The following is a 17,655-nucleotide window of genomic DNA, read 5'->3' on the forward strand; positions in this document are numbered from 1 at the left end:
GAAACAGCGCAAAAGGATACATCATGGATCGCCTCGCCCATTACATCACATGGCTCGGCGCGATTGCGATTGCCGGTACGCTGATCGTCGTCAGCTTTAGCCTGGGGTATTATTCGGTCTGGGCCATTGTTGGCTGCGTCATCGCCGCGATCGTCATCGCCTATCCCAGCGGCAGACTTGTATCCAACATGATCAAGCGCTGGGATCCGGCGTGGGATACCCGCAAGGAAGCGCCGCAACCGGATCTGAAACGCGGCGGATCGCACGAACGCCACCCGCCCAAGTAACCTAATGCATGCGCCCGCCGACCGGCACGTCGGCATCCGGCGCAATCAGCACGATTTCGCCTGCCGCATCGCTGACGCCCAGAACCAGCACTTCGGACATGAAGGGGCCAATCTGTCGGGGCGGGAAGTTGACCACCCCCATCACCAGACGGCCAACCAACCCCTCGGGCGTGTAATGCGCCGTGATCTGCGCAGATGTCTTTCGCTCGCCGATTTCATCGCCAAAATCGATCCACATCTTGATCGCGGGCTTGCGCGCCTCGGGGAATGGTTTGGCGCGGACCACGCGGCCCACGCGAATATCAACGGCCATGAAGTCATCAAAGGTGATTTCAGCCATTGCGCAGCTCCCGCGAGCGGCTGGCGGCTGCGCCAACGGTGCGACGGATCAAGTGAGGCAGACCCTTCTTTTCATCCATCAGCACCTCAAGCCCCGCCTGGGTGGTGCCGTTGGGGCTGGTCACGTTAACGCGCAACTCGGCGGGCGTCTCGCTTGCCTCTTCGGCCAGTGCGCCCGCACCGGCAACGGTTGCCTGTGCCAGTTGCATCGCCAGTTCGGGGGTTAGCCCCTCAGCCTCCCCGGCCTTGGCGAGGCATTCGATCATGTGAAACACGTAGGCCGGGCCAGAGCCGGAAACGCCGGTCACGGCGTCCATCTGATCCTCATCCTCCAGCCGGACCACCTGCCCGACCGCACGCAGCAGCATTTCGGCCAGATCCATCTGTTCGCTGCTGGCATGGCCGTTGCCGATGATTGCCGTGATGCCCCGCCCGACCGCGGCAGGCGTGTTCGGCATCGCCCGAATGATGGGAGAGGCATCGCCAAGCGCCGCCTCGAACGCGGAAATCGGCGTGCCGGCAGCGACCGAGATGAACAGGGTGGGGCCGTTCCCCATCGCCTTGAGCGTCGGCAGCGCCTCGCCCATCATCTGCGGTTTGACGGCGATCAGGACGATGCCCGGCGCGATGGGCAGGTCATCCGCATTGATATGAACGCCGGTGCCTTTCAGCCAGTCCGAGGACTGCGGATCAATCACCCAGACCGACGCGGCGGGCAACCCGCCCGACAGCCAGCCTTGCAGCATCGCGCCGCCCATCTTGCCGCAGCCCAGCAGAACAAGGCCCTTATCGGCCACGAAATCCATATCCATCACACCCACCCCCTTGGCCGTTTTCACGTCATTTGCAGGGCAGGTTACGCGCGACCATACGCCTCTGCAATGGCGACCTGCATGGCGTCGCGCGGGGTGCGGTCGCCCCACAGGACCAGCTGAAACGCGGGATAATACCGCTCGGACGCCAGAACGGCGGCGGTGATGATCGCGTCCACCTGCTCGGGGCTGGCACCCTGCCCGCCCGACATCAGCAGACCATAGCGGTACACCATCAGCTTTTGCTCGGACCAGTAGGTGAAGGCGCCGGTCCAGCCTTGATCGTTGACCTCGTTCAACGCCTCGTACAGCACCGGCAGCTTGTCGCGCGGCGGGTCCATTTCAAATGTGCAGACCATGCGCAGCATCTCGTCATGGGCGGACCATGCCAGCGTGATTGCATAGGTGCGCCATTGCCCTTCAACCGCCATTGAAATCTGATCATCGCCCACGCGGTCGAATTGCCAATCGTTATGGGCTGCAATATGTTCGACGATATCAATGGGATGCGGATCGTCTGTCTGGAAATGTTCGGACAGTGCCATGTCGCCACCTTTTAGGTTTGATCCTGAGATGGGGATCATGAACGCCCCCAAGCACTGGATGCCTGCTCAACGGGCTGGGGTTAATCCGCAGTCCCTTACCAGATATGGTGCGGCACAGTCTGCCACCTGTAAAGCTATTTGTTGTGGATAAACGCAATAAGTTGTGGATGAACTCCAGATCAGCGACTATATTCGGCGCCCCTGGTGATTCTCGGCAGGTATTTCGGCCAATTTACCGCATTACTGCGGCGCATCTGCCTGCGGGCCGTCCGCAGCGTCCAGACGAGCGGCACAGGCCGACAGAAGGCCCGCATCCTCCAGCGCGATCAAATCCTCGATCAGAAGGTCCAGCGTGCGGGTGTAGGCAATGATCGCTGCGTCACGGCGCAACTGGTCCGGGGCATCACGAACGATGCGTTTCAGCGTGCGTGCCTTGGCCAGACGATCCCGCATACTCCGCAGGCGCGCCCTGACCTCATGGGTCATGACATCACCGCCCCGCACCCGGCCATACAATGCTGACGAAACCCAGCAAAGTCATGGCGCCCGGCGCTGCGGCCCACACAGCCCATAAGTTGTCCCCTTGGAATTTAATTCAATCAAAGGTGGTAAGTATCGGAATTCGTGGCACTATTCGCACAGCGTGTAAAACTTTAACCGCCTAGTCAATTAAATTTTTCCGTGCAACATCACGCGCATGGCCCATTTCGATTTACAAAAAATCCGCGATATCGCCAATGAGGGGATCGCCCGGCACGGTCTGCGTGGTTATGCGCGCAAGCTGGGTCTGGATGTCAGCACCGTGCGCAGCCTGCGCGACGGGCGCGACATGCAAATTTCCAAGGTGACCGAAATTGTCGCGGCGCTGAATCTGTCGCTGGAGCTGTGGCAGATTACCTCAGCCGCAGCCCCCGCAGAAAAAGCCGCGCCAGGGCCGGGCGCGGCGGCGCAGCGCGATGTGTCGGCACATATCACGCTGCCGTTCCATTGCAGCCAACCGCAGGATCGCGCCGCACCGGTTGCCCTGAACCCGGCATGGCTGGCAGCGCAAGGGTGGAATGTTCAGTGTTTGCGATGGATCACTGCACCGCCGAAAACGGACGCCGCGTGCGTGCAGCCCGGCGCGCTTTGCCTGATAGATTGCGAGCAGACATGGCCCGAGGCACACGCGATCTGGGCCTATCTGGACGCTGGCACGCTGAATATCGCGTATCTGCACCGCCCGCTGGCAGGCACTTTGCTGATCGCGGGCAGCGATCCGGCGCAGGGCGCGCGCCATCTGAGCGGCCCGGCGCTGGACGCGATCACGCCGCTCGGGCGGGTTGTCTGGGTTCAGACGCTGCCGCCCGTCCTGCCGTAAAAGGCGCCTAGCCCTTGGTCGCTGCGTTTGCTTCCAACGCATCCAGCCGGGTTTTCAGCGCCTCATTTTCTTCGCGCGCCTTTTGCGCCATCGCGCGCACGGCGTCGAATTCTTCGCGCGTGACAAAATCGCGGTCCGCCAGCCAGCGGTCGATCATCGACGACATCGCCGTCTCGGCCTCTTGCCGGGCGCCCTGGGCCACGCCCATCGCGTTCGTCATCAGTTGCGAGATATCGTCCATCACCTTGTTACGGGTCTGCATATGTTGCCTCCGGCATTGCGGTTTCGCTAAAATTCATGTCTTCGCTTTATATGGGCGCGCGGCCGCCTGATCGCAAGATCTGTGCGGTTGACTTCCCCCCTCATGCGCGGCCATGTCTGCGTCATGCACGCCCTGATCCCATATCCCGACATCTCGCCCGAGATTTTCTCCATCTCCGTTTTCGGCATGGAATTTGCGCTGCGCTGGTATGCGCTGGCCTATATCGCGGGCATCATCATTGGCTGGCGCATTGTGGTGGGCGCCGTGCGCCGCCCGCACCTGTGGCAGGGCGCCCCGGCCATGACGGCCAAACAGGTCGAGGATCTGATGTTCTGGGCGATCCTTGGCATCATCTTGGGCGGGCGCCTGGGGTTCGTGCTGTTTTATCAGCCCGCATATTACCTGTCGCGCCCGCTGGAGATTTTGCAGGTCTGGCAGGGCGGCATGTCGTTCCATGGCGGGATGGTGGGCGTCTTGATGGCCTGTATCGCGTTTTCCCTGCGCAACAAACTGCGCATCCTGTCTGTGGGTGATCTGTTGTGCATGGCGGCGCCCGTGGGGATATTTCTGGGCCGCGTGGCCAACTTCATCAATGGCGAGTTGTGGGGCCGCCCCACCGATCTGCCGTGGGGCGTGGCATTTCCCGGCGCTGCGGCGCAGGATTGCCCCGGCGTGATCGGTCTGTGCGCGCGGCATCCATCGCAACTCTACGAGGCGCTGCTGGAGGGGCTGCTGCTGGGCGCGGTGCTGCTGTGGCTGGCATACCGGCGCGGCGCGCTGAAGCGTCCCGGCCTGATCGTCGGCTGGTTTTTCGCCGGATATGGCGCGGCGCGGTTCATCGTGGAATTTGCCCGCGAGGCGGACGCGCAGTTCATGTCGGAGGGCAACCCGCTGGGTCATGCGCTGCAACTGGGCGCGGGTTATGGCCTGTCGATGGGTCAGCTTTTGTCGCTGCCGATGATCGCGTTCGGCCTGCTGCTGCTTTTGACCCGGCCCAGGGCGCGATGACCCCGCTGGCGCAAACGCTGATCGCGCAGATTGCCGAATGCGGGCCGATGACGCTGGCCGAATATATGGCGCATTGCCTGATGCATCCCGAACACGGCTACTACGCCACGCGCGACCCGCTGGGCGCGGGCGGCGATTTCACCACCGCGCCCGAAATCAGCCAGATGTTCGGCGAGTTGATCGGGCTGTCACTGGCCCAAACATGGCTGGATCAGGGCGCGCCGGCCCCTTTCGTGCTGGTCGAACCGGGACCGGGACGCGGCACGCTGATGGCCGACATCCTACGCGCCACCCGCGCCGTCCCCGGCTTTCACGCCGCCGCCCGGGTGCATCTGGTCGAAACATCGCGCCCCCTGCGCGCCACGCAGGCGGCGGCGCTGGCAGGCGCCAGCCCGGTCTGGCACGATGCGGTACAGACGCTGCCGGATCTGCCGCTCTTTATGGTGGCGAATGAATTTTTCGACGCGCTGCCCATCCGGCAGGCCCAGCGCGACGGCGCGGAATGGCGCGAGCGGATGGTCGGGCGCGATGGCGACAGGCTGATTCCCGGCCTTGCCGCGCCCAGTGTCCTGCCGCCGCTGGCCCACCGGCTGGACGATACCAAGGACGGCGACATCGTCGAATTCTCGCCCGCCGCCACGCATATCGCCGCCCATATCGGTGCGCAGATCGCGCAGCGGGGCGGCGCGGCGCTGATTGTCGATTACGGCGACTGGCGCAGCGTCGGCGATACCTTTCAGGCCCTGCGTGCCCACGCCCCCGCCGACCCGTTTGACGCCCCCGGCACCGCCGATCTGACCGCCCATGTCGATTTCGAGGCGCTGGCCCGCGCCGCCGCCCCCGCGCGCCACAGCCGCCTGACCCCGCAAGGCGTGTTTCTGGAGCGTCTTGGCATCACCCCGCGCGCGCAAAAGCTGGCGCAAACGCTTGTCGGCGATGCACGGGACGCGCATGTCGCCGCACATCGACGCTTGACGCATCCCGCGGAAATGGGGACGCTGTTCAAGGTGATGGCCCTTTATCCCGAAGGCGCCGCACCGCCGCCGGGACTGTCCGAATGACGCTGGAAATTCTGACCGCAAACAGCCTTGCCCCCGTGCGTCACGGGTTCTTTACCCGCCGGGGCGGTGCATCCTCGGGCATTTTTACCGGGCTGAATTGCGGGCTGGGATCGTCGGACCAACAGGAAATCGTCACCATTAACCGCGCGCGGGTCGCGGCCGCCATGCAGGTGCCACCCGATCATCTGCTGACCGTGCATCAGATCCATTCGGCCACCGCCCTGCCGGTGGATGCGCCAATCACCGCCCCCATTTCCGAGCGGCCCCGCGCCGATGCGATGGTCACGGCCACGCCGGGCCTTGCGCTGGCCGTGCTGACCGCCGATTGCCAGCCGGTGCTGTTTGCCGATGCACAGGCAGGCGTGATCGGCGCCGCCCATGCCGGATGGCGCGGCGCACTGGACGGCGTGCTGGACGCGACCATCATCGCGATGGAGGGGCTCGGCGCCACCCGCGCCAATATCGCCGCCGTCATTGGCCCCACGATCAGTCAGGCCGCATATGAGGTCAGCCCCGAGTTCATGCAGGATTTTCTGGCCACCGACAGCGAAAATGCCCGGTTTTTCACCGAAGGCGCCCCCGGCAAGATGCAGTTCAACCTGCCCGGCTTTGGACTGGCCCGGTTGCGCGGCGCGGGCATCGGGCGGGCGGAATGGACCGGCCACTGCACGTACACAGACGAGGAACGGTTCTACTCATACCGCCGCGCCACCCACCGGGCCGAGGCCGACTACGGCAGGCAGATCGCCGCCATTTGCCTCTAGGCCCTGATGGCCGCGCGGAATGTGGCAATTCCAAGCCGCGCCAGGCCGCACCCCAGACGCTAAACCATTGAATTCCAACGCCCGCGGCAGGCGCCAGAAAATTCGCGAATTTTCTCGCCCGCCGCGCCGCTGCCGCCTGTGTGTCAAATCTTGGCCGCAAAGCGATGGCACATTCTGCTCAGACCAAATCAACAGATCCGCATCGCGGGCAGCCTGAGGAGCGAGCGAATGAGCCATACCCCCAAACCCCAAAGACGCTGGATGACCACCGCACTGCAAAGCAGCGCGCAGCCAATGCCGGCCCTGCCCTTCAAGCGCGGCCAGCGCGCGATCACGGCGCGCACCGCACAGACGGCTGCCAAACTGCAACGCCGCGCCTGAAACGACCGATCCCGGCCATCCATTTCGATGCCCGCACCTGTCAAACAGCGTGGCCACCGGCCTTTGTTGCGCCCCGGCGGCCCGCCCTCCGCACGCCTTATTTCCGGCGCGTCTGAACGCGGCACATATTTATTCAGCCAAAAGGCAGTTCATCATGGTTTATACACCATCCGCGCAAAACCTTGTCAGCGCCCTGCGCACGCAGCCCCTGCCGCCCGCATACCGGCGCGGCACGCCTGTATATGACCGCCAAGAGCCGGGCCAGATCGCGCGCACCCTGTTTCAGCGCAATGACGGCAGCATTGAGGAGGCGCGTCACATCCTGCCTGCCATGCCTGTCTTTACAGCCGCATTTTCCGCCTTCGCGCGCGGCACGCTGATCGCCACAACGCGCGGCCCCGTCGCGGTCGAAGATTTGCAGCCCGGCATCAAGGTCCTGACGAACGAGCGCGGCCCCTCGCCCCTGCTCTGGATCGGGTCAATGTCGCTGCGCCCCGCGCCAACGCCCGGCGGCCCGGCGCGCCTGACGCGGATCATGACCGGCGCGCTGGGAATGGGCCGGCCCATGGTCGATCTGATGACCGGCCCCGGCGCGCGCATCGCACAGCGCGGCACGGCGCGCCCGGATCATGTATTGCGTCCGGTCCATGACCTGATTGATGGCAACAGCGTCATTGCCATCACTCCGCCCGGTACGGTCGATCTGTATCATATCGCGCTGCACCGCCATGCGACGATCACCGCAGCCGGGCTGACGGTGGAGACGTACCACCCCGGCCCCGGTTTCGAAGCGGGACTGAACCATCAGCAACTGGCGCAGTTCCTGGCCCTCTTTCCGCATATACGCCGCCCGGCCGATTTCGGCAGCCTTGCCCATCCGCGCAGCGCATTCGGCCAGCCAAATCGCCAGATGGCCTGACGGGGGCAGACACGTCGCTCAGGCGTCGCGGGCCAGCCGCTCTTCCAATACCTCGAACGGCACGCCCGGCTGGTCCTTGGCGTCGCGTATGACCAGCGCGGTCTTGACGCTGGCCACATTCGCCGCCGCCGTCAGCTCTTCGGTCAGGAACCGCTGAAACGTGCTCAGATCCGGCGCCACGCATTTCAGGATGAAATCCACCTCGCCATTCAGCATGTGACATTCGCGCACCAACGGCCAGTCACGGCAGCGCGCCTCGAACGCGCTCAGGTCTGCCTCGGCCTGGCTTTGCAGGCCGACATTGGCAAACACCTGCACCTCGAAGCCCAATTCACGCGGATCGACATCGGCGTGATAGCCGCGAATAAATCCGGCCTCCTCCAACGTGCGCACCCGGCGCAGACAGGGCGGCGCTGAAATTCCGACACGCTTGGCCAGTTCCACATTGGTCATGCGCCCGTCCGCCTGAAGTTCGGCCAGAATTTTTCGGTCGATCGGGTCCAGACGGGTCGTCGCCATTGCTCACCTGCTTACTGGTTGAATTTCGCGATTGTTATACCAACCACGGTGCCCTGCGCAATAATCTATCGCTGCGGCGCAATATACTTGCGCGGAATATGCGCATGGCGCGGGGAATGCAAGGGCGCATTACGGGGGGTTTCACCATGACCCTGCCGTGTCTATATCAGGCGCAACATACGCAGTTTATCGAAAGGGCAGGCACATGGCCAAGACGAAAAAGACCAAGGTTCTGATCATCGGCTCCGGCCCCGCGGGCTATACCGCCGCCGTCTATGCCAGCCGCGCCATGCTGGAGCCGGTTCTGGTGCAGGGGATCGAGCCGGGCGGCCAGCTGACCACCACGACCGAGGTCGAAAACTGGCCCGGCGATACCGAAGTGCAGGGCCCCGATCTGATGGTGCGGATGGAAGCCCACGCAAAGGCGATGGGCGCCGAAGTCATCGGTGACATCATCAGCAGCATTGATTTCTCCAAACGCCCCTATGTCTGCCAGTCCGATAGCGGCACCGAGTATATCGCCGATGCGATCATCCTGTGCACTGGCGCCCGCGCCAAGTGGCTGGGCCTGCCCAGCGAGGAGAAGTTCAAGGGCTTTGGCGTGTCGGCATGTGCCACCTGCGACGGCTTCTTCTATCGCGGTCAGGAAATCGTCGTTGTCGGCGGCGGCAATACGGCGGTAGAAGAGGCGCTGTTTCTGACCAATTTCGCCTCCAAGGTGACGCTGATCCACCGCCGCGATGAATTGCGCGCCGAGCGTATCCTGATCGACCGGTTGGAGAAGAACCCGAAAATCCATCCCGTCTGGTTCCACGAGCTGGAGGAGGTCTATGGCACCGATGCCCCTCTCGGTGTCGAGGGTGTCAAGGTGCGGCACGTGAAAACCGGCGAAATCACCGACATCCCGGCCAAGGGCGTGTTCATCGCCATCGGACACGCCCCCTCGAACGAGCTGGTCAAGGATGTGCTGGAAACCCATATGGGCGGCTACGTCGTCACCAAACCCGACAGCACGGAAACGTCCCTGCCCGGCGTCTTTGCCGCGGGCGATCTGACAGATCACAAATACCGCCAGGCCGTCACCAGCGCCGGCATGGGCTGCATGGCCGCGTTGGAGGCAGAGCGCTGGCTGGCCGAACACGGCATGGCCGAGAACGAGGACATGGTCGAGGCGGCGCCGGAGGATGCAAATGTCACATGATTTTGACGCCCAGCGCGCAGAAACCTACGCCGTATTCGAGGATATTCAGGCCGAGGCCGACCTGCCCGACATCGCCGATATCGACTATGCCTTTACCGCAGGGGACAGCGCCGACTGGGACGCAGCCGAGGCCGCGCTGAGCGAGGCAGGCTTTGAATGCGAGCCGGTAGAGGATGATGACGGCACCCCCTACCTTGCCGCCTGCCTGCCCGATCAGCCCCTGACCGCCATGGCCATCTGGCTGGGCGAGGAGGCCGCGACGCGGCTGGCGATGCCGCATGGCTTCCTGCCTGACGGCTGGGGGTTTTCGGCCTAGCGGGCTCATATCGAAACGCTGCCCGCCTGCCGCAGCGCAGGCGGGCGGGCGCTTATTCCAGAACGGCGCGGGCGGCGCGGCCGTAAAGATCGCCGTAATCTGCCGCCGCAGGGCGCATGGCGCGCAGCGCAGGCAGGCGCGCGCTGTAATCCTCGTCACTTGCCGCCTGAATGGCCGCGCGCAGATCAGCCTCATCCTCGCAGATGATCATTCCGGATGTGTCAAAGAAATCAGCGATATTGGGACAGCCCCAGTAAATCGGCACGGTCTGGCACAGGATCGCGTCAACCAGCTTTTCGGTGAAATAATTCCGCTCGCGCACATTCTCGATCACGACCGAATAGCGATAGGGCGCCAGCCCCTCGGCCTTGGCCGCGAACGGCTTGTAGCCGCGCCCCATCACATCCAGATCCACGCCGGCGCCGCCTGCCCAATCGACGATCGCATGGCGCAGCACATGCCCGTCCTGCGACCGCTTGCTGGAGGCGATCAGCGACGTCATGCGCGCTTTGGTCGTGTCCACGTCTTGCCATTCGGACACCCAAGTGCCGCCAAAGGGGAAAAAATATCCGTTCGGAATGTCCGCCAGCAGCGCGGCATCATGAGTCAGCACCCGGTAAAACCGCCGGTGCGACCGGCGCAGAGAGGCCAGATGACCGCCATGAATCGCTTTGGGTTCCAGCACGGCAATGGAAACACGCGCCGCTGTGCCGAATCCGGGGCGCCAATGCAGGGTCTTGCGTGGAAACACGATCAGGTGGTCCTGCGGCGCCAGATCCCGCAACGTGCGGCCTCCAATACCCTCCGGCACGCCCAGCGGCCACATCAAGCGGTCCAGCGGTATGGCGCCGGGCGTCAGGCCCAGCTTCATGTCATTCGGCAGGATCGCAACTTTCGGCGCGGCTTCAACCATGGATCACTCCCCTTGGATCAACCCGCGCCTCTTACACGGAAAAGGCGCACCCCGGCAACAGACCGGCGCGCGCCTTTCGGCCTTCATCTTGTTTCAAATACTCATGTCGCAGCGGCGGCCACCCGCCGCCGCGACAGCTTTAGTGAACTGTCACCGGATCCAGGTCGTGCTGGCGCGCCAGCACGAACGCCATCTGTCGGTTGCTGACCAGTGCCAGACGCTCGCCCGCCTCGCTGTGAACGGCGTATAGCGTCTTCAACTCGCCCACCTGGCTCTGCACATCTTCGGGCAGATCCGCCACAGCGACAGGGCGGACATATGCAATGCGGTGGCCCGCCTCATGCGGGAAGTCAAATTCGGTATCCATGATCGTATCCTCCTTGAGGGTTGCCCGCTTGGGGATTATTGGCCGCGTTTGTTGATCTTGATCGTCTGAACGACTGTCTCGGGCAGGGCGCGGGTCAGGTCCACATGCAGCAGACCGTTCTCCATGATCGCCGAGCCGACTTCGACCCCGTCGGCCAGAACGAAACTGCGCTGAAACTGCCGCGCGGCAATGCCGCGATGCAAAAACACCCGCTCGCAGGTATCCGCAGATTGCCGCCCCCGGATCACCAGCTGGCGATCCTCGACCGTGACCGACAGATCCTCCTCGCCAAAGCCTGCTACGGCCAGCGTGATGCGATAGGAATTGTCCGATGTCTGTTCGATATTGAAGGGCGGATAACCTTCATTCCCGGATTTCGCGCTGCGTTCCAGCAAACGTTCCAGCTGGTCGAACCCCAGCATGTAGGGGTGTGCCCCCAATGTCATTTTCGTCATGTGCCACGTCCTTGCCTCAAGCGACTGGTCAGATTTCGCGCCATCCCGTCATCGGCAACGGCACCTTGGAATGAATATGGGTCTTCATCCTTTTGGGTGCAAGGGCTATGCGGACAGTCAAATTCAGCCTATCATCTGGCGCATCTTAGCAAGTCCAAGGATTTACCCCGATATGAACGCCTATAGCGAGCTTGCGATGAAGTCCGATGATGTGCTGCGCGTCGAGCTGGAGCAGTTCCGCCGCCAGCACCGCGATCTGGACGAGGCGATCCATGCGCTGGAGGAACGCAGCGTGCGCGATCCGCTCACCGTCAAGCGGCTGAAACAGCAGAAATTGCGCCTCAAGGATCGCATCGCCTATATCGAAGACCGGCTTTTGCCCGATATTATCGCCTGAAAGGCAGCGCATCGACGCTAGACGCGCCGGCGCCGCGCGACTATGGTTTGCGCCTGAATTAACGGGGGGCGCATTATGCCGCAAGTGCAGGTCGGGATCATCATGGGCAGTCAATCGGACTGGCCAACGATGAAGGAGGCGGCCGATATTCTGGACGCGCTGGATGTGCCTTATGAGGCGCGCATCGTCTCGGCCCACCGCACACCTGACCGCCTGTGGTCCTATGGCAAGGAGGCCGCAGGCCGCGGCCTCAAGGCGATCATCGCGGGTGCCGGCGGTGCCGCGCATCTGCCCGGCATGATGGCATCCAAAACCCGCGTTCCGGTGATCGGCGTGCCGGTCCAGACGCGGGCGCTGTCGGGCGTCGACAGCCTTTATTCCATCGTCCAGATGCCACGCGGCTACCCCGTCGCCACCATGGCCATCGGCGCGGCCGGTGCCGCCAATGCCGGCCTGATGGCCGCCGCAATTCTGGCCAATGACGATCCGGCGCTGGCACAGCGTCTGGATGACTGGCGCGCGGCCCTGTCCGCCTCTATCCCCGAGGAGCCTTGCAATGACTGAGCCACTGACATCCGGGCCACTGAAAACCGGCGCGACCATCGGCATCCTTGGCGGAGGACAACTGGGCCGGATGCTGTCTGTCGCCGCCTCCCGCCTTGGGTTCAAGACCTGCATCTTCGAGCCGGGCGCGGATTGCCCCGCCTCCCACGTCGCCAACCGCCATATCGCCGCGCCCTATGAGGATGAAGCCGCGCTGCGCGATTTCGCCGACACCTGCGATGTGATCACCTTCGAGTTCGAGAATATCCCGACCTCGGCGCTGGATATCCTTGAAAAACTGCGCCCCGTTCACCCCAACCGCATGGCGCTGCGCGTCAGTCAGGACCGGCTGGTGGAAAAGGCGTTTCTGAACGATCTGGGCCTGAAAACAGCACCTTTCGCCGCTGTTGATGACAGCGAGGACATCAGTCAGGCGATGGAGGAAATCGGCCTGCCTGCGATCCTGAAAACCCGCCGCTTTGGCTATGACGGCAAGGGTCAGGTGCGCCTGCGCGCGCCTGAGGATGCCGATGGCGCGCTGGCCGATATGAATGGCGCGCCCGGTATCTACGAGGGGTTCGTCGATTTCACCCACGAGGTGTCCGTAATCGCCGCGCGCAATGCGGCGGGTGATGTATCGGTCTTCGATCCGGGGGAAAATGTGCATGAGGATGGCATCCTGCGCACCACCACCATCCCGGCCCGCCTGTCGCCGCCGCAGCGCAGTGACGCGGTGCTGCTGGCCGCCAAGATATTGAACAAGCTGGATTATGTCGGCGTCATGGGGGTCGAGCTGTTCGTGACGGCGGATGGCCTGATCGTCAACGAGATAGCCCCGCGCGTGCATAATTCCGGCCACTGGACGCAGAATGGCTGCACCGTTGACCAGTTCGAGCAGCATATTCGCGCGGTGGCCGGCTGGCCCTTGGGCGATGGCAAGCGGCATTCCAACGTGGTGATGGAAAACCTGATCGGCGACGACGTGGGCCGCGTGCCGGATCTGGCCCGCGACGGCGCCTGCGCGCTGCATCTATACGGCAAGGCCGAGGTGAAACCGGGCCGCAAGATGGGCCATGTCAACCGCGTGACAGGCCCGGCCTGAAGCCCTCCTAAAGCTTCGCCCGGCGCGTGCGTTCCACCTTGCGCCCTGCCTTTGCCGCTTTCTTTTTGGCCGCGCCCAGCTTGCGCTGGGGCGGCTTGCCCCGGCCCTGCCCGCGTCCCTGCGGCATGGCCTTGCCCTCGACGCTGACCAGCTCCAGCGCGATGCCGCCGGTAACGGGCAATGCCTCGGCCAGCTTTACCGTCACGCTCTGGCCAAGCCTGATGATGCGGCCCGATTCCGACCCCATCAGCGTCGCGGACCCTGCGTCATGGACGAAATACTCGTGCCCGATGCTGCGCATCGGAATAAGCCCGTCGGCGCCGGTTTCATCCAGCTTCACAAAGGCCCCGAAACTGGCGATGCCGCTGATGCGCCCGCTGAATTCCTCGCCCACACGCTCGGACAGGAACGCCGCCAGATAGCGGTCATTCGTGTCCCGCTCGGCCATCATCGACCGTCGCTCGGTCTCGGAAATATGCTGCGCGGTTGCCTCCAGCTGATCGATCTCGGCACGGCTCAGCCCGTCATCGCCCCAGCCATGCGCGGAAATCAGCGCGCGGTGCACGATCAGATCGGCATAGCGCCGGATCGGCGAGGTGAAATGCGCATAAGCCATCAGGGCAAGGCCGAAATGGCTGAAATTGGCAGGCGAATAATAGGCTTGCGTCATGGCGCGCAGGGTGGACATGTTGATCTGCTCGGCGTGATCGGTATCCGCCGCGCCATGCAGCAGCGCGTTGATATGCGACGTCTTCAGCACCTGCCCCTTGGCCAGAACCAGCCCCGCAGCCTCGGCCACCTCGCGCAGCGCGTCGAGTTTTTCAATGGGGGGCTCCTCATGGACGCGGTAGAGCAGCGGAGATTTTTTGGCAGCAAGCGTTTCGGCGGCGGCGACGTTTGCCAGCACCATGAATTCCTCGATCAGCTTGTGCGCGTCCAGCCGTTCGGTGAAATTGACGCTCAGCACCTTGCCCTCGTCGCTGAGGATCACCTTGCGCTCGGGCAGGTCCAGATCCAGCGGCTGGCGGTGTTTGCGCGCGATTTTCAGCGCGTCATAGGCGGCGTAAAGCGGCGCGATCACCTCCTCCATCAGGGGTGCGCATTTGTCGTTCGGCGCGCCGTCCTGCGCCGCCTGCACCTCCTGATAATTCAGCGAGGCATCGGAGCGCATGATCGCGCGATGGAAGGTCTGGTCGATCTTCTCGCCAAATTCATCAATCCGCATCCGCACCGCGATACAGGCGCGCGGAACCCCCTCGTGGAGCGAGCACAGATCGCCCGACAGCCGGTCGGGCAGCATCGGCACCACGCGGTCGGGAAAATAGCTGGAGTTGCCGCGATTGCGCGCCTCGGCGTCCAGCGCCGAACCCGGCGTGACGTAATGCGCGACATCCGCGATGGCGACCCAGATCACATGGCCGCCTTCGTTATCCGGCGCATCATCGGCATGAGCGTAACACGCGTCGTCATGGTCGCGCGCATCCCAAGGGTCAATCGTGACCAGCGGCAGATCGCGCAGATCCTCGCGGCCCTCCAGCCCGGCGGGCGTCATCGCGTCCGCCTCGGCGATCACCGCATCGGGGAAATCGTCGGGGATGCCGTGCTGGTGAATGGCGATCAGCGACACGGCGCGCGGGGCCGAAGGATCGCCCAGACGCGCGAGGATGCGCGCGCGCGGCAGGCCCATGCGCCCCTTGGGGCCGGAGCGTTCAGCCTCGACCAGCTCGCCATCCTTGGCGCCGCCGGTGGCGGCCGGCTCGACCATCCATTCCAGCGCCTGCCCCTTGTCGATGGGCAGGATGCGCCCGCCCTCGGTGCCCTTGCGAAAAATACCCAGCACTTTCTGCGGGTTATGGCCGATGCGGCGGATCAGCCGCCCCTCGTATTGATGCGTCTCGCCCTTTACTTGGATAAGTTTGCCCAGAATACGCTCGCCCGCGCCCAGCGCCGGGTCAGAGCCGCGCAGAACCAGCAGGATCGTCGGCTCCGGCCCGTCGCCCTGCCATTCCAGCGGGCGCGCCAGCAGATCGCCGCCGGCGTCCGGGCCGATGACTTCCAGCACGCTGACTGGCGGCAGGCGATCCGGCTCGCGATACGTCTTCTTGCGCTTGGCCAGATGGCCCTCGTCCTCCAGCTCGCGCAGAAGGCGTTTGAGGTCGATCTTGGCGGCCCCCTTGATCCCGAACGCCTTGGCGATGTCGCGCTTGGCGGCGAGGGTGGGGTTTTCGGAAATCCAGGTCAGGATCTCGGCTTTGGTTGGCATTTGTTTCATGCAGCACGGCCTATCATGGGCGCGCGGCGGCGGGAACAGCTAACGCGCGCGCAGATCTGCAATGGTGTCCACATCGCGCAGCATGTCAACCAGCGCGATGCGCGCGCCCGGCAGACTGGCGATGCTATCTGCCAGCGCATCGGCAGTGGACCAGCGCACATTTTGCAAAAATCCGGCAGGAATGGCGCCGCTGCGTTTTAGCCCGATCAGCCAGTAGCCGCCATCGGGCGCGGGGCCAAACACCGCGTCATGCCCGCCCAGCGCGGCAAGGGCGCGGGCGATATGCACCCGCCTGATGCCCGGAATATCGCCGCCGATGATGCAGACCGGCCCCGGCGGCAGGCTGCGCATGATGCGCGCCATGCGGGCGCCCAGATCGCCGCGCCCCTGGGCGATGCGCGGCAGGTGGCGGGGCCAGACGCGGCTGGCCAGCCCTTCGCGGTCCGGCGCGACAGCCAGCACCAGCCGCCAGCGCGGACCCTCCACCTCGCGCAACAGGCGCGCGGTCTGGTGGCGGAACCACCATGCGGCAGGCACCATGCCGATCCCCTGCCCCAGCCGGGTTTTCACCCGGCCCGGACGCGGTTCTTTCAGCATGACGACCAGCGTCGGGCGCATCCTCAGGCGAAATAATCGCGCAGGATACGGGTATAGATCGCCTTCAGCTGATGGATCTGCGCGACGTCGACATTTTCATCCACCTGATGCATGGTGCGGCCCACAAGGCCACATTCCACCACCGGGCAATGATCCTTGACGAACCGCGCATCCGAGGTGCCGCCCGAGGTACTCAGCACCGGCGTGCGGCCCGTCTCGGCCTCGACCGCGCGCACCACCATATCGGAAAAATCGCCGGGGGGCGTGATGAAACTCTCGCCCGAGTTCTTGACCTTGAGCGTGCCGGTCACGCCCATTTCGGCGCAGATCGCATCAAGCTGCCCTTGCAGCCAATCGGTCAGATCCGCACCCGTATGCGCATCGTTATAACGGATGTTCACCGTCGCGCGCACCGTTGCCGGGATCACATTCGTCGCCGCATTTCCGGTGTCGATGGTGACCACCGCCAGCGTCGAGGGGTCAAAATGATCGGTGCCGGTATCCAGCTCATGCGCGCTGAGCCGGTCCACCAGCCGCGCCATCGCGGGCAGCGGGTTGACCGCGCGGTGCGGGTAGGCCGAATGGCCCTGCACGCCGGTGATGGTCAGCCACGCACTCAGCGAGCCGCGCCGCCCGATCTTGATCATGTCGCCCATCTGGTCGGGGCAGGTCGGCTCGCCCACGATGCAGACATCCATCGCCTCGCCATTCGTCTGCATCCAGTCCAGCAACGCGACGGTGCCATCGGTCGCGTCGCCCTCCTCGTCGCCGGTGATGGCCAGTATGACGGCGCCGTCGGGCGGCGTTTGCTGAACAAAATCAATGGCAGCGGCGGCAAAGGCGGCAACGCCCGATTTCATGTCGGTCGCGCCCCGGCCCCACATCATGCCGTCGCGGATCTCGGCGCCGAAAGGGTCGACGCTCCACGCCGCCTCATCCCCCAGCGGCACCACATCGGTGTGCCCGTTGAAGCCAAAGCTGCGCGCCGCGCCCTTGCCGCCCCAGCGCGCGAACAGGTTAGGAATACCGGCCCGATCAACGCGCGTGCAGGTAAACCCGGCATCGGTCAGAACCCCCTCCAGCAGGGTCAGCGCGCCGCCCTCTGCGGGGGTGACGGACGGACAGCGGATCAGGTCCGCGGTCAACTTGGCAGGATCGACAGATGTATGGTGCATGGTCCCTCGGCAGTTGGCGGCAACGATTGGTGATGGCTAGCGCGGATGCAACGGCTTTGC

General features: G+C 64.2%; 24 protein-coding genes. 12 read left to right on the top strand and 12 right to left on the bottom strand.

Translation table 11 applies throughout. From position 1 onward, the window contains the following. The first annotated feature begins 23 nt into the window (after positions 1-23). A complete protein-coding gene (locus DQ230_RS07185; protein ID WP_113911900.1) occupies positions 24-287 on the top strand; it encodes a hypothetical protein in 264 nt (87 codons plus the stop codon). 1 nt (position 288) lies between these two features. Here the strand turns inward: DQ230_RS07185 and DQ230_RS07190 are convergent, their stop codons facing one another. The 4 genes from DQ230_RS07190 to DQ230_RS07205 all read right to left on the bottom strand — a co-directional run bounded on the left by DQ230_RS07190 (position 289) and on the right by DQ230_RS07205 (position 2,469). After that, positions 289-627 carry a tRNA-binding protein gene (locus DQ230_RS07190; protein WP_113911901.1) on the bottom strand — a complete coding sequence of 113 codons (339 nt, stop codon included), beginning with the start codon at positions 625-627 and terminating at the stop codon, positions 289-291. Continuing rightward, positions 620-1,438 (bottom strand): pyrroline-5-carboxylate reductase, encoded by an 819-nt coding sequence (proC, locus tag DQ230_RS07195; RefSeq protein WP_113911902.1) that lies wholly within the window; start codon positions 1,436-1,438, stop codon positions 620-622. Before proC ends, DQ230_RS07190 begins: the two co-directional genes overlap by 8 nt. A gap of 44 nt (positions 1,439-1,482) precedes the next feature. Continuing rightward, positions 1,483-1,983 (bottom strand): type III secretion system chaperone family protein, encoded by a 501-nt coding sequence (locus DQ230_RS07200; protein ID WP_113911903.1) that lies wholly within the window; start codon positions 1,981-1,983, stop codon positions 1,483-1,485. A gap of 240 nt (positions 1,984-2,223) precedes the next feature. Then, positions 2,224-2,469 (bottom strand): hypothetical protein, encoded by a 246-nt coding sequence (locus DQ230_RS07205; RefSeq protein ID WP_162497388.1) that lies wholly within the window; start codon positions 2,467-2,469, stop codon positions 2,224-2,226. A 211-nt stretch (positions 2,470-2,680) separates the two neighbouring features. Between DQ230_RS07205 and DQ230_RS07210 the strand changes: the two genes are divergently transcribed. Next, positions 2,681-3,343: a hypothetical protein gene (locus DQ230_RS07210; RefSeq protein ID WP_113911905.1), complete on the top strand. Its 663-nt coding sequence runs from the start codon at positions 2,681-2,683 to the stop codon at positions 3,341-3,343. 7 nt (positions 3,344-3,350) lie between these two features. Here DQ230_RS07210 and DQ230_RS07215 read toward each other — a convergent pair whose 3' ends face one another. Further along, positions 3,351-3,605 (bottom strand): accessory factor UbiK family protein, encoded by a 255-nt coding sequence (locus DQ230_RS07215; protein ID WP_113911906.1) that lies wholly within the window; start codon positions 3,603-3,605, stop codon positions 3,351-3,353. Positions 3,606-3,728: 123 nt separating this feature from the next. On the opposite strand from DQ230_RS07215, the gene lgt reads away from it, so the two are divergent. From lgt to DQ230_RS07235, 5 genes are all read left to right on the top strand, one after another. Beyond that, the gene (gene lgt, locus DQ230_RS07220) at positions 3,729-4,613 is read left to right on the top strand and encodes a prolipoprotein diacylglyceryl transferase (protein ID WP_113911951.1); all 885 of its coding nucleotides are present in this window, start codon (positions 3,729-3,731) and stop codon (positions 4,611-4,613) included. Beyond that, entirely contained in the window at positions 4,610-5,674 is a 1,065-nt protein-coding gene (locus tag DQ230_RS07225) for a class I SAM-dependent methyltransferase (protein ID WP_113911907.1), read from the top strand. Before lgt ends, DQ230_RS07225 begins: the two co-directional genes overlap by 4 nt. Next, positions 5,671-6,438 carry a peptidoglycan editing factor PgeF gene (gene pgeF / locus DQ230_RS07230; protein ID WP_113911908.1) on the top strand — a complete coding sequence of 256 codons (768 nt, stop codon included), beginning with the start codon at positions 5,671-5,673 and terminating at the stop codon, positions 6,436-6,438. Before DQ230_RS07225 ends, pgeF begins: the two co-directional genes overlap by 4 nt. 228 nt (positions 6,439-6,666) lie before the next feature. Continuing rightward, on the top strand, positions 6,667-6,819 hold the full coding sequence (locus DQ230_RS17065) for a hypothetical protein (protein ID WP_162497389.1): 153 nt from the start codon (positions 6,667-6,669) through the stop codon (positions 6,817-6,819). 154 nt (positions 6,820-6,973) lie between these two features. Then, positions 6,974-7,738, top strand: coding sequence for a Hint domain-containing protein (locus DQ230_RS07235; RefSeq protein WP_113911909.1), 765 nt, complete (start codon positions 6,974-6,976; stop codon positions 7,736-7,738). 18 nt (positions 7,739-7,756) lie between these two features. On the opposite strand, the gene DQ230_RS07240 is transcribed toward DQ230_RS07235, so the two are convergent. Continuing rightward, positions 7,757-8,257 carry an Lrp/AsnC family transcriptional regulator gene (locus DQ230_RS07240; RefSeq protein WP_113911910.1) on the bottom strand — a complete coding sequence of 167 codons (501 nt, stop codon included), beginning with the start codon at positions 8,255-8,257 and terminating at the stop codon, positions 7,757-7,759. A gap of 205 nt (positions 8,258-8,462) precedes the next feature. Between DQ230_RS07240 and trxB the strand changes: the two genes are divergently transcribed. After that, positions 8,463-9,458 (top strand): thioredoxin-disulfide reductase, encoded by a 996-nt coding sequence (trxB, locus tag DQ230_RS07245; protein WP_113911911.1) that lies wholly within the window; start codon positions 8,463-8,465, stop codon positions 9,456-9,458. Beyond that, on the top strand, positions 9,448-9,774 hold the full coding sequence (locus DQ230_RS07250; RefSeq protein ID WP_113911912.1) for a ribonuclease E inhibitor RraB: 327 nt from the start codon (positions 9,448-9,450) through the stop codon (positions 9,772-9,774). Before trxB ends, DQ230_RS07250 begins: the two co-directional genes overlap by 11 nt. Positions 9,775-9,826: 52 nt before the next feature. Here DQ230_RS07250 and DQ230_RS07255 read toward each other — a convergent pair whose 3' ends face one another. The 3 genes from DQ230_RS07255 to DQ230_RS07265 all read right to left on the bottom strand — a co-directional run bounded on the left by DQ230_RS07255 (position 9,827) and on the right by DQ230_RS07265 (position 11,509). After that, complete coding sequence (locus DQ230_RS07255) at positions 9,827-10,687, bottom strand: glycosyltransferase family 10 domain-containing protein (RefSeq protein ID WP_113911913.1); 861 nt, start codon at positions 10,685-10,687, stop codon at positions 9,827-9,829. 139 nt (positions 10,688-10,826) lie between these two features. Beyond that, the gene (locus DQ230_RS07260) at positions 10,827-11,054 is read right to left on the bottom strand and encodes a DUF1150 family protein (protein WP_113911914.1); all 228 of its coding nucleotides are present in this window, start codon (positions 11,052-11,054) and stop codon (positions 10,827-10,829) included. A 35-nt stretch (positions 11,055-11,089) separates the two neighbouring features. Further along, the gene (locus DQ230_RS07265) at positions 11,090-11,509 is read right to left on the bottom strand and encodes an Hsp20 family protein (RefSeq protein ID WP_113911915.1); all 420 of its coding nucleotides are present in this window, start codon (positions 11,507-11,509) and stop codon (positions 11,090-11,092) included. A gap of 172 nt (positions 11,510-11,681) precedes the next feature. Between DQ230_RS07265 and DQ230_RS07270 the strand changes: the two genes are divergently transcribed. The 3 genes from DQ230_RS07270 (at position 11,682) to DQ230_RS07280 (ending at position 13,551) form a co-directional block, all read left to right on the top strand. After that, a complete protein-coding gene (locus DQ230_RS07270; RefSeq protein ID WP_113911916.1) occupies positions 11,682-11,906 on the top strand; it encodes a YdcH family protein in 225 nt (74 codons plus the stop codon). A gap of 75 nt (positions 11,907-11,981) precedes the next feature. Next, positions 11,982-12,470, top strand: a complete 489-nt coding sequence (gene purE / locus DQ230_RS07275) for a 5-(carboxyamino)imidazole ribonucleotide mutase (protein WP_113911917.1) — start codon at positions 11,982-11,984, stop codon at positions 12,468-12,470. Continuing rightward, complete coding sequence (locus DQ230_RS07280; RefSeq protein ID WP_113911918.1) at positions 12,463-13,551, top strand: 5-(carboxyamino)imidazole ribonucleotide synthase; 1,089 nt, start codon at positions 12,463-12,465, stop codon at positions 13,549-13,551. Before purE ends, DQ230_RS07280 begins: the two co-directional genes overlap by 8 nt. Before the next feature lie 7 nt (positions 13,552-13,558). Here DQ230_RS07280 and rnr read toward each other — a convergent pair whose 3' ends face one another. From rnr to dapE, 3 genes are read right to left on the bottom strand one after another with little or no spacing between them, the layout of a single operon-like run. Then, positions 13,559-15,823, bottom strand: a complete 2,265-nt coding sequence (rnr, locus tag DQ230_RS07285) for a ribonuclease R (RefSeq protein ID WP_113911919.1) — start codon at positions 15,821-15,823, stop codon at positions 13,559-13,561. 39 nt (positions 15,824-15,862) lie between these two features. Then, entirely contained in the window at positions 15,863-16,441 is a 579-nt protein-coding gene (locus tag DQ230_RS07290; protein ID WP_113911920.1) for a TIGR04282 family arsenosugar biosynthesis glycosyltransferase, read from the bottom strand. A gap of 2 nt (positions 16,442-16,443) precedes the next feature. Continuing rightward, positions 16,444-17,595, bottom strand: a complete 1,152-nt coding sequence (dapE, locus tag DQ230_RS07295; RefSeq protein ID WP_113911921.1) for a succinyl-diaminopimelate desuccinylase — start codon at positions 17,593-17,595, stop codon at positions 16,444-16,446. Positions 17,596-17,655: the final 60 nt, after the last annotated feature.

Origin of the sequence: Roseovarius dicentrarchi, assembly GCF_003316635.1 — a bacterium.
GTDB classification, from domain to species: domain Bacteria; phylum Pseudomonadota; class Alphaproteobacteria; order Rhodobacterales; family Rhodobacteraceae; genus Roseovarius; species Roseovarius dicentrarchi.

Excerpts from the sequence above, each read along its gene's own strand:
- DQ230_RS07265 (WP_113911915.1), bottom strand. The coding sequence starts at position 11,509 with ATGACGAAAATGACATTGGGGGCACACCCCTACATGCTGGGGTTCGAC.
- DQ230_RS07290 (WP_113911920.1), bottom strand. The coding sequence starts at position 16,441 with ATGCGCCCGACGCTGGTCGTCATGCTGAAAGAACCGCGTCCGGGCCGG.
- DQ230_RS07200 (WP_113911903.1), bottom strand. The coding sequence starts at position 1,983 with ATGGCACTGTCCGAACATTTCCAGACAGACGATCCGCATCCCATTGAT.
- lgt (WP_113911951.1), top strand. The coding sequence starts at position 3,729 with ATGCACGCCCTGATCCCATATCCCGACATCTCGCCCGAGATTTTCTCC.
- DQ230_RS17065 (WP_162497389.1), top strand. The coding sequence starts at position 6,667 with ATGAGCCATACCCCCAAACCCCAAAGACGCTGGATGACCACCGCACTG.
- DQ230_RS07210 (WP_113911905.1), top strand. The coding sequence starts at position 2,681 with ATGGCCCATTTCGATTTACAAAAAATCCGCGATATCGCCAATGAGGGG.
- DQ230_RS07185 (WP_113911900.1), top strand. The coding sequence starts at position 24 with ATGGATCGCCTCGCCCATTACATCACATGGCTCGGCGCGATTGCGATT.
- DQ230_RS07260 (WP_113911914.1), bottom strand. The coding sequence starts at position 11,054 with ATGGATACCGAATTTGACTTCCCGCATGAGGCGGGCCACCGCATTGCA.
- rnr (WP_113911919.1), bottom strand. The coding sequence starts at position 15,823 with ATGAAACAAATGCCAACCAAAGCCGAGATCCTGACCTGGATTTCCGAA.
- proC (WP_113911902.1), bottom strand. The coding sequence starts at position 1,438 with ATGGATATGGATTTCGTGGCCGATAAGGGCCTTGTTCTGCTGGGCTGC.
- DQ230_RS07235 (WP_113911909.1), top strand. The coding sequence starts at position 6,974 with ATGGTTTATACACCATCCGCGCAAAACCTTGTCAGCGCCCTGCGCACG.
- DQ230_RS07205 (WP_162497388.1), bottom strand. The coding sequence starts at position 2,469 with ATGACCCATGAGGTCAGGGCGCGCCTGCGGAGTATGCGGGATCGTCTG.
- DQ230_RS07255 (WP_113911913.1), bottom strand. The coding sequence starts at position 10,687 with ATGGTTGAAGCCGCGCCGAAAGTTGCGATCCTGCCGAATGACATGAAG.
- DQ230_RS07240 (WP_113911910.1), bottom strand. The coding sequence starts at position 8,257 with ATGGCGACGACCCGTCTGGACCCGATCGACCGAAAAATTCTGGCCGAA.
- DQ230_RS07280 (WP_113911918.1), top strand. The coding sequence starts at position 12,463 with ATGACTGAGCCACTGACATCCGGGCCACTGAAAACCGGCGCGACCATC.
- DQ230_RS07190 (WP_113911901.1), bottom strand. The coding sequence starts at position 627 with ATGGCTGAAATCACCTTTGATGACTTCATGGCCGTTGATATTCGCGTG.
- DQ230_RS07225 (WP_113911907.1), top strand. The coding sequence starts at position 4,610 with ATGACCCCGCTGGCGCAAACGCTGATCGCGCAGATTGCCGAATGCGGG.
- DQ230_RS07270 (WP_113911916.1), top strand. The coding sequence starts at position 11,682 with ATGAACGCCTATAGCGAGCTTGCGATGAAGTCCGATGATGTGCTGCGC.
- dapE (WP_113911921.1), bottom strand. The coding sequence starts at position 17,595 with ATGCACCATACATCTGTCGATCCTGCCAAGTTGACCGCGGACCTGATC.
- pgeF (WP_113911908.1), top strand. The coding sequence starts at position 5,671 with ATGACGCTGGAAATTCTGACCGCAAACAGCCTTGCCCCCGTGCGTCAC.
- trxB (WP_113911911.1), top strand. The coding sequence starts at position 8,463 with ATGGCCAAGACGAAAAAGACCAAGGTTCTGATCATCGGCTCCGGCCCC.
- DQ230_RS07250 (WP_113911912.1), top strand. The coding sequence starts at position 9,448 with ATGTCACATGATTTTGACGCCCAGCGCGCAGAAACCTACGCCGTATTC.
- purE (WP_113911917.1), top strand. The coding sequence starts at position 11,982 with ATGCCGCAAGTGCAGGTCGGGATCATCATGGGCAGTCAATCGGACTGG.
- DQ230_RS07215 (WP_113911906.1), bottom strand. The coding sequence starts at position 3,605 with ATGCAGACCCGTAACAAGGTGATGGACGATATCTCGCAACTGATGACG.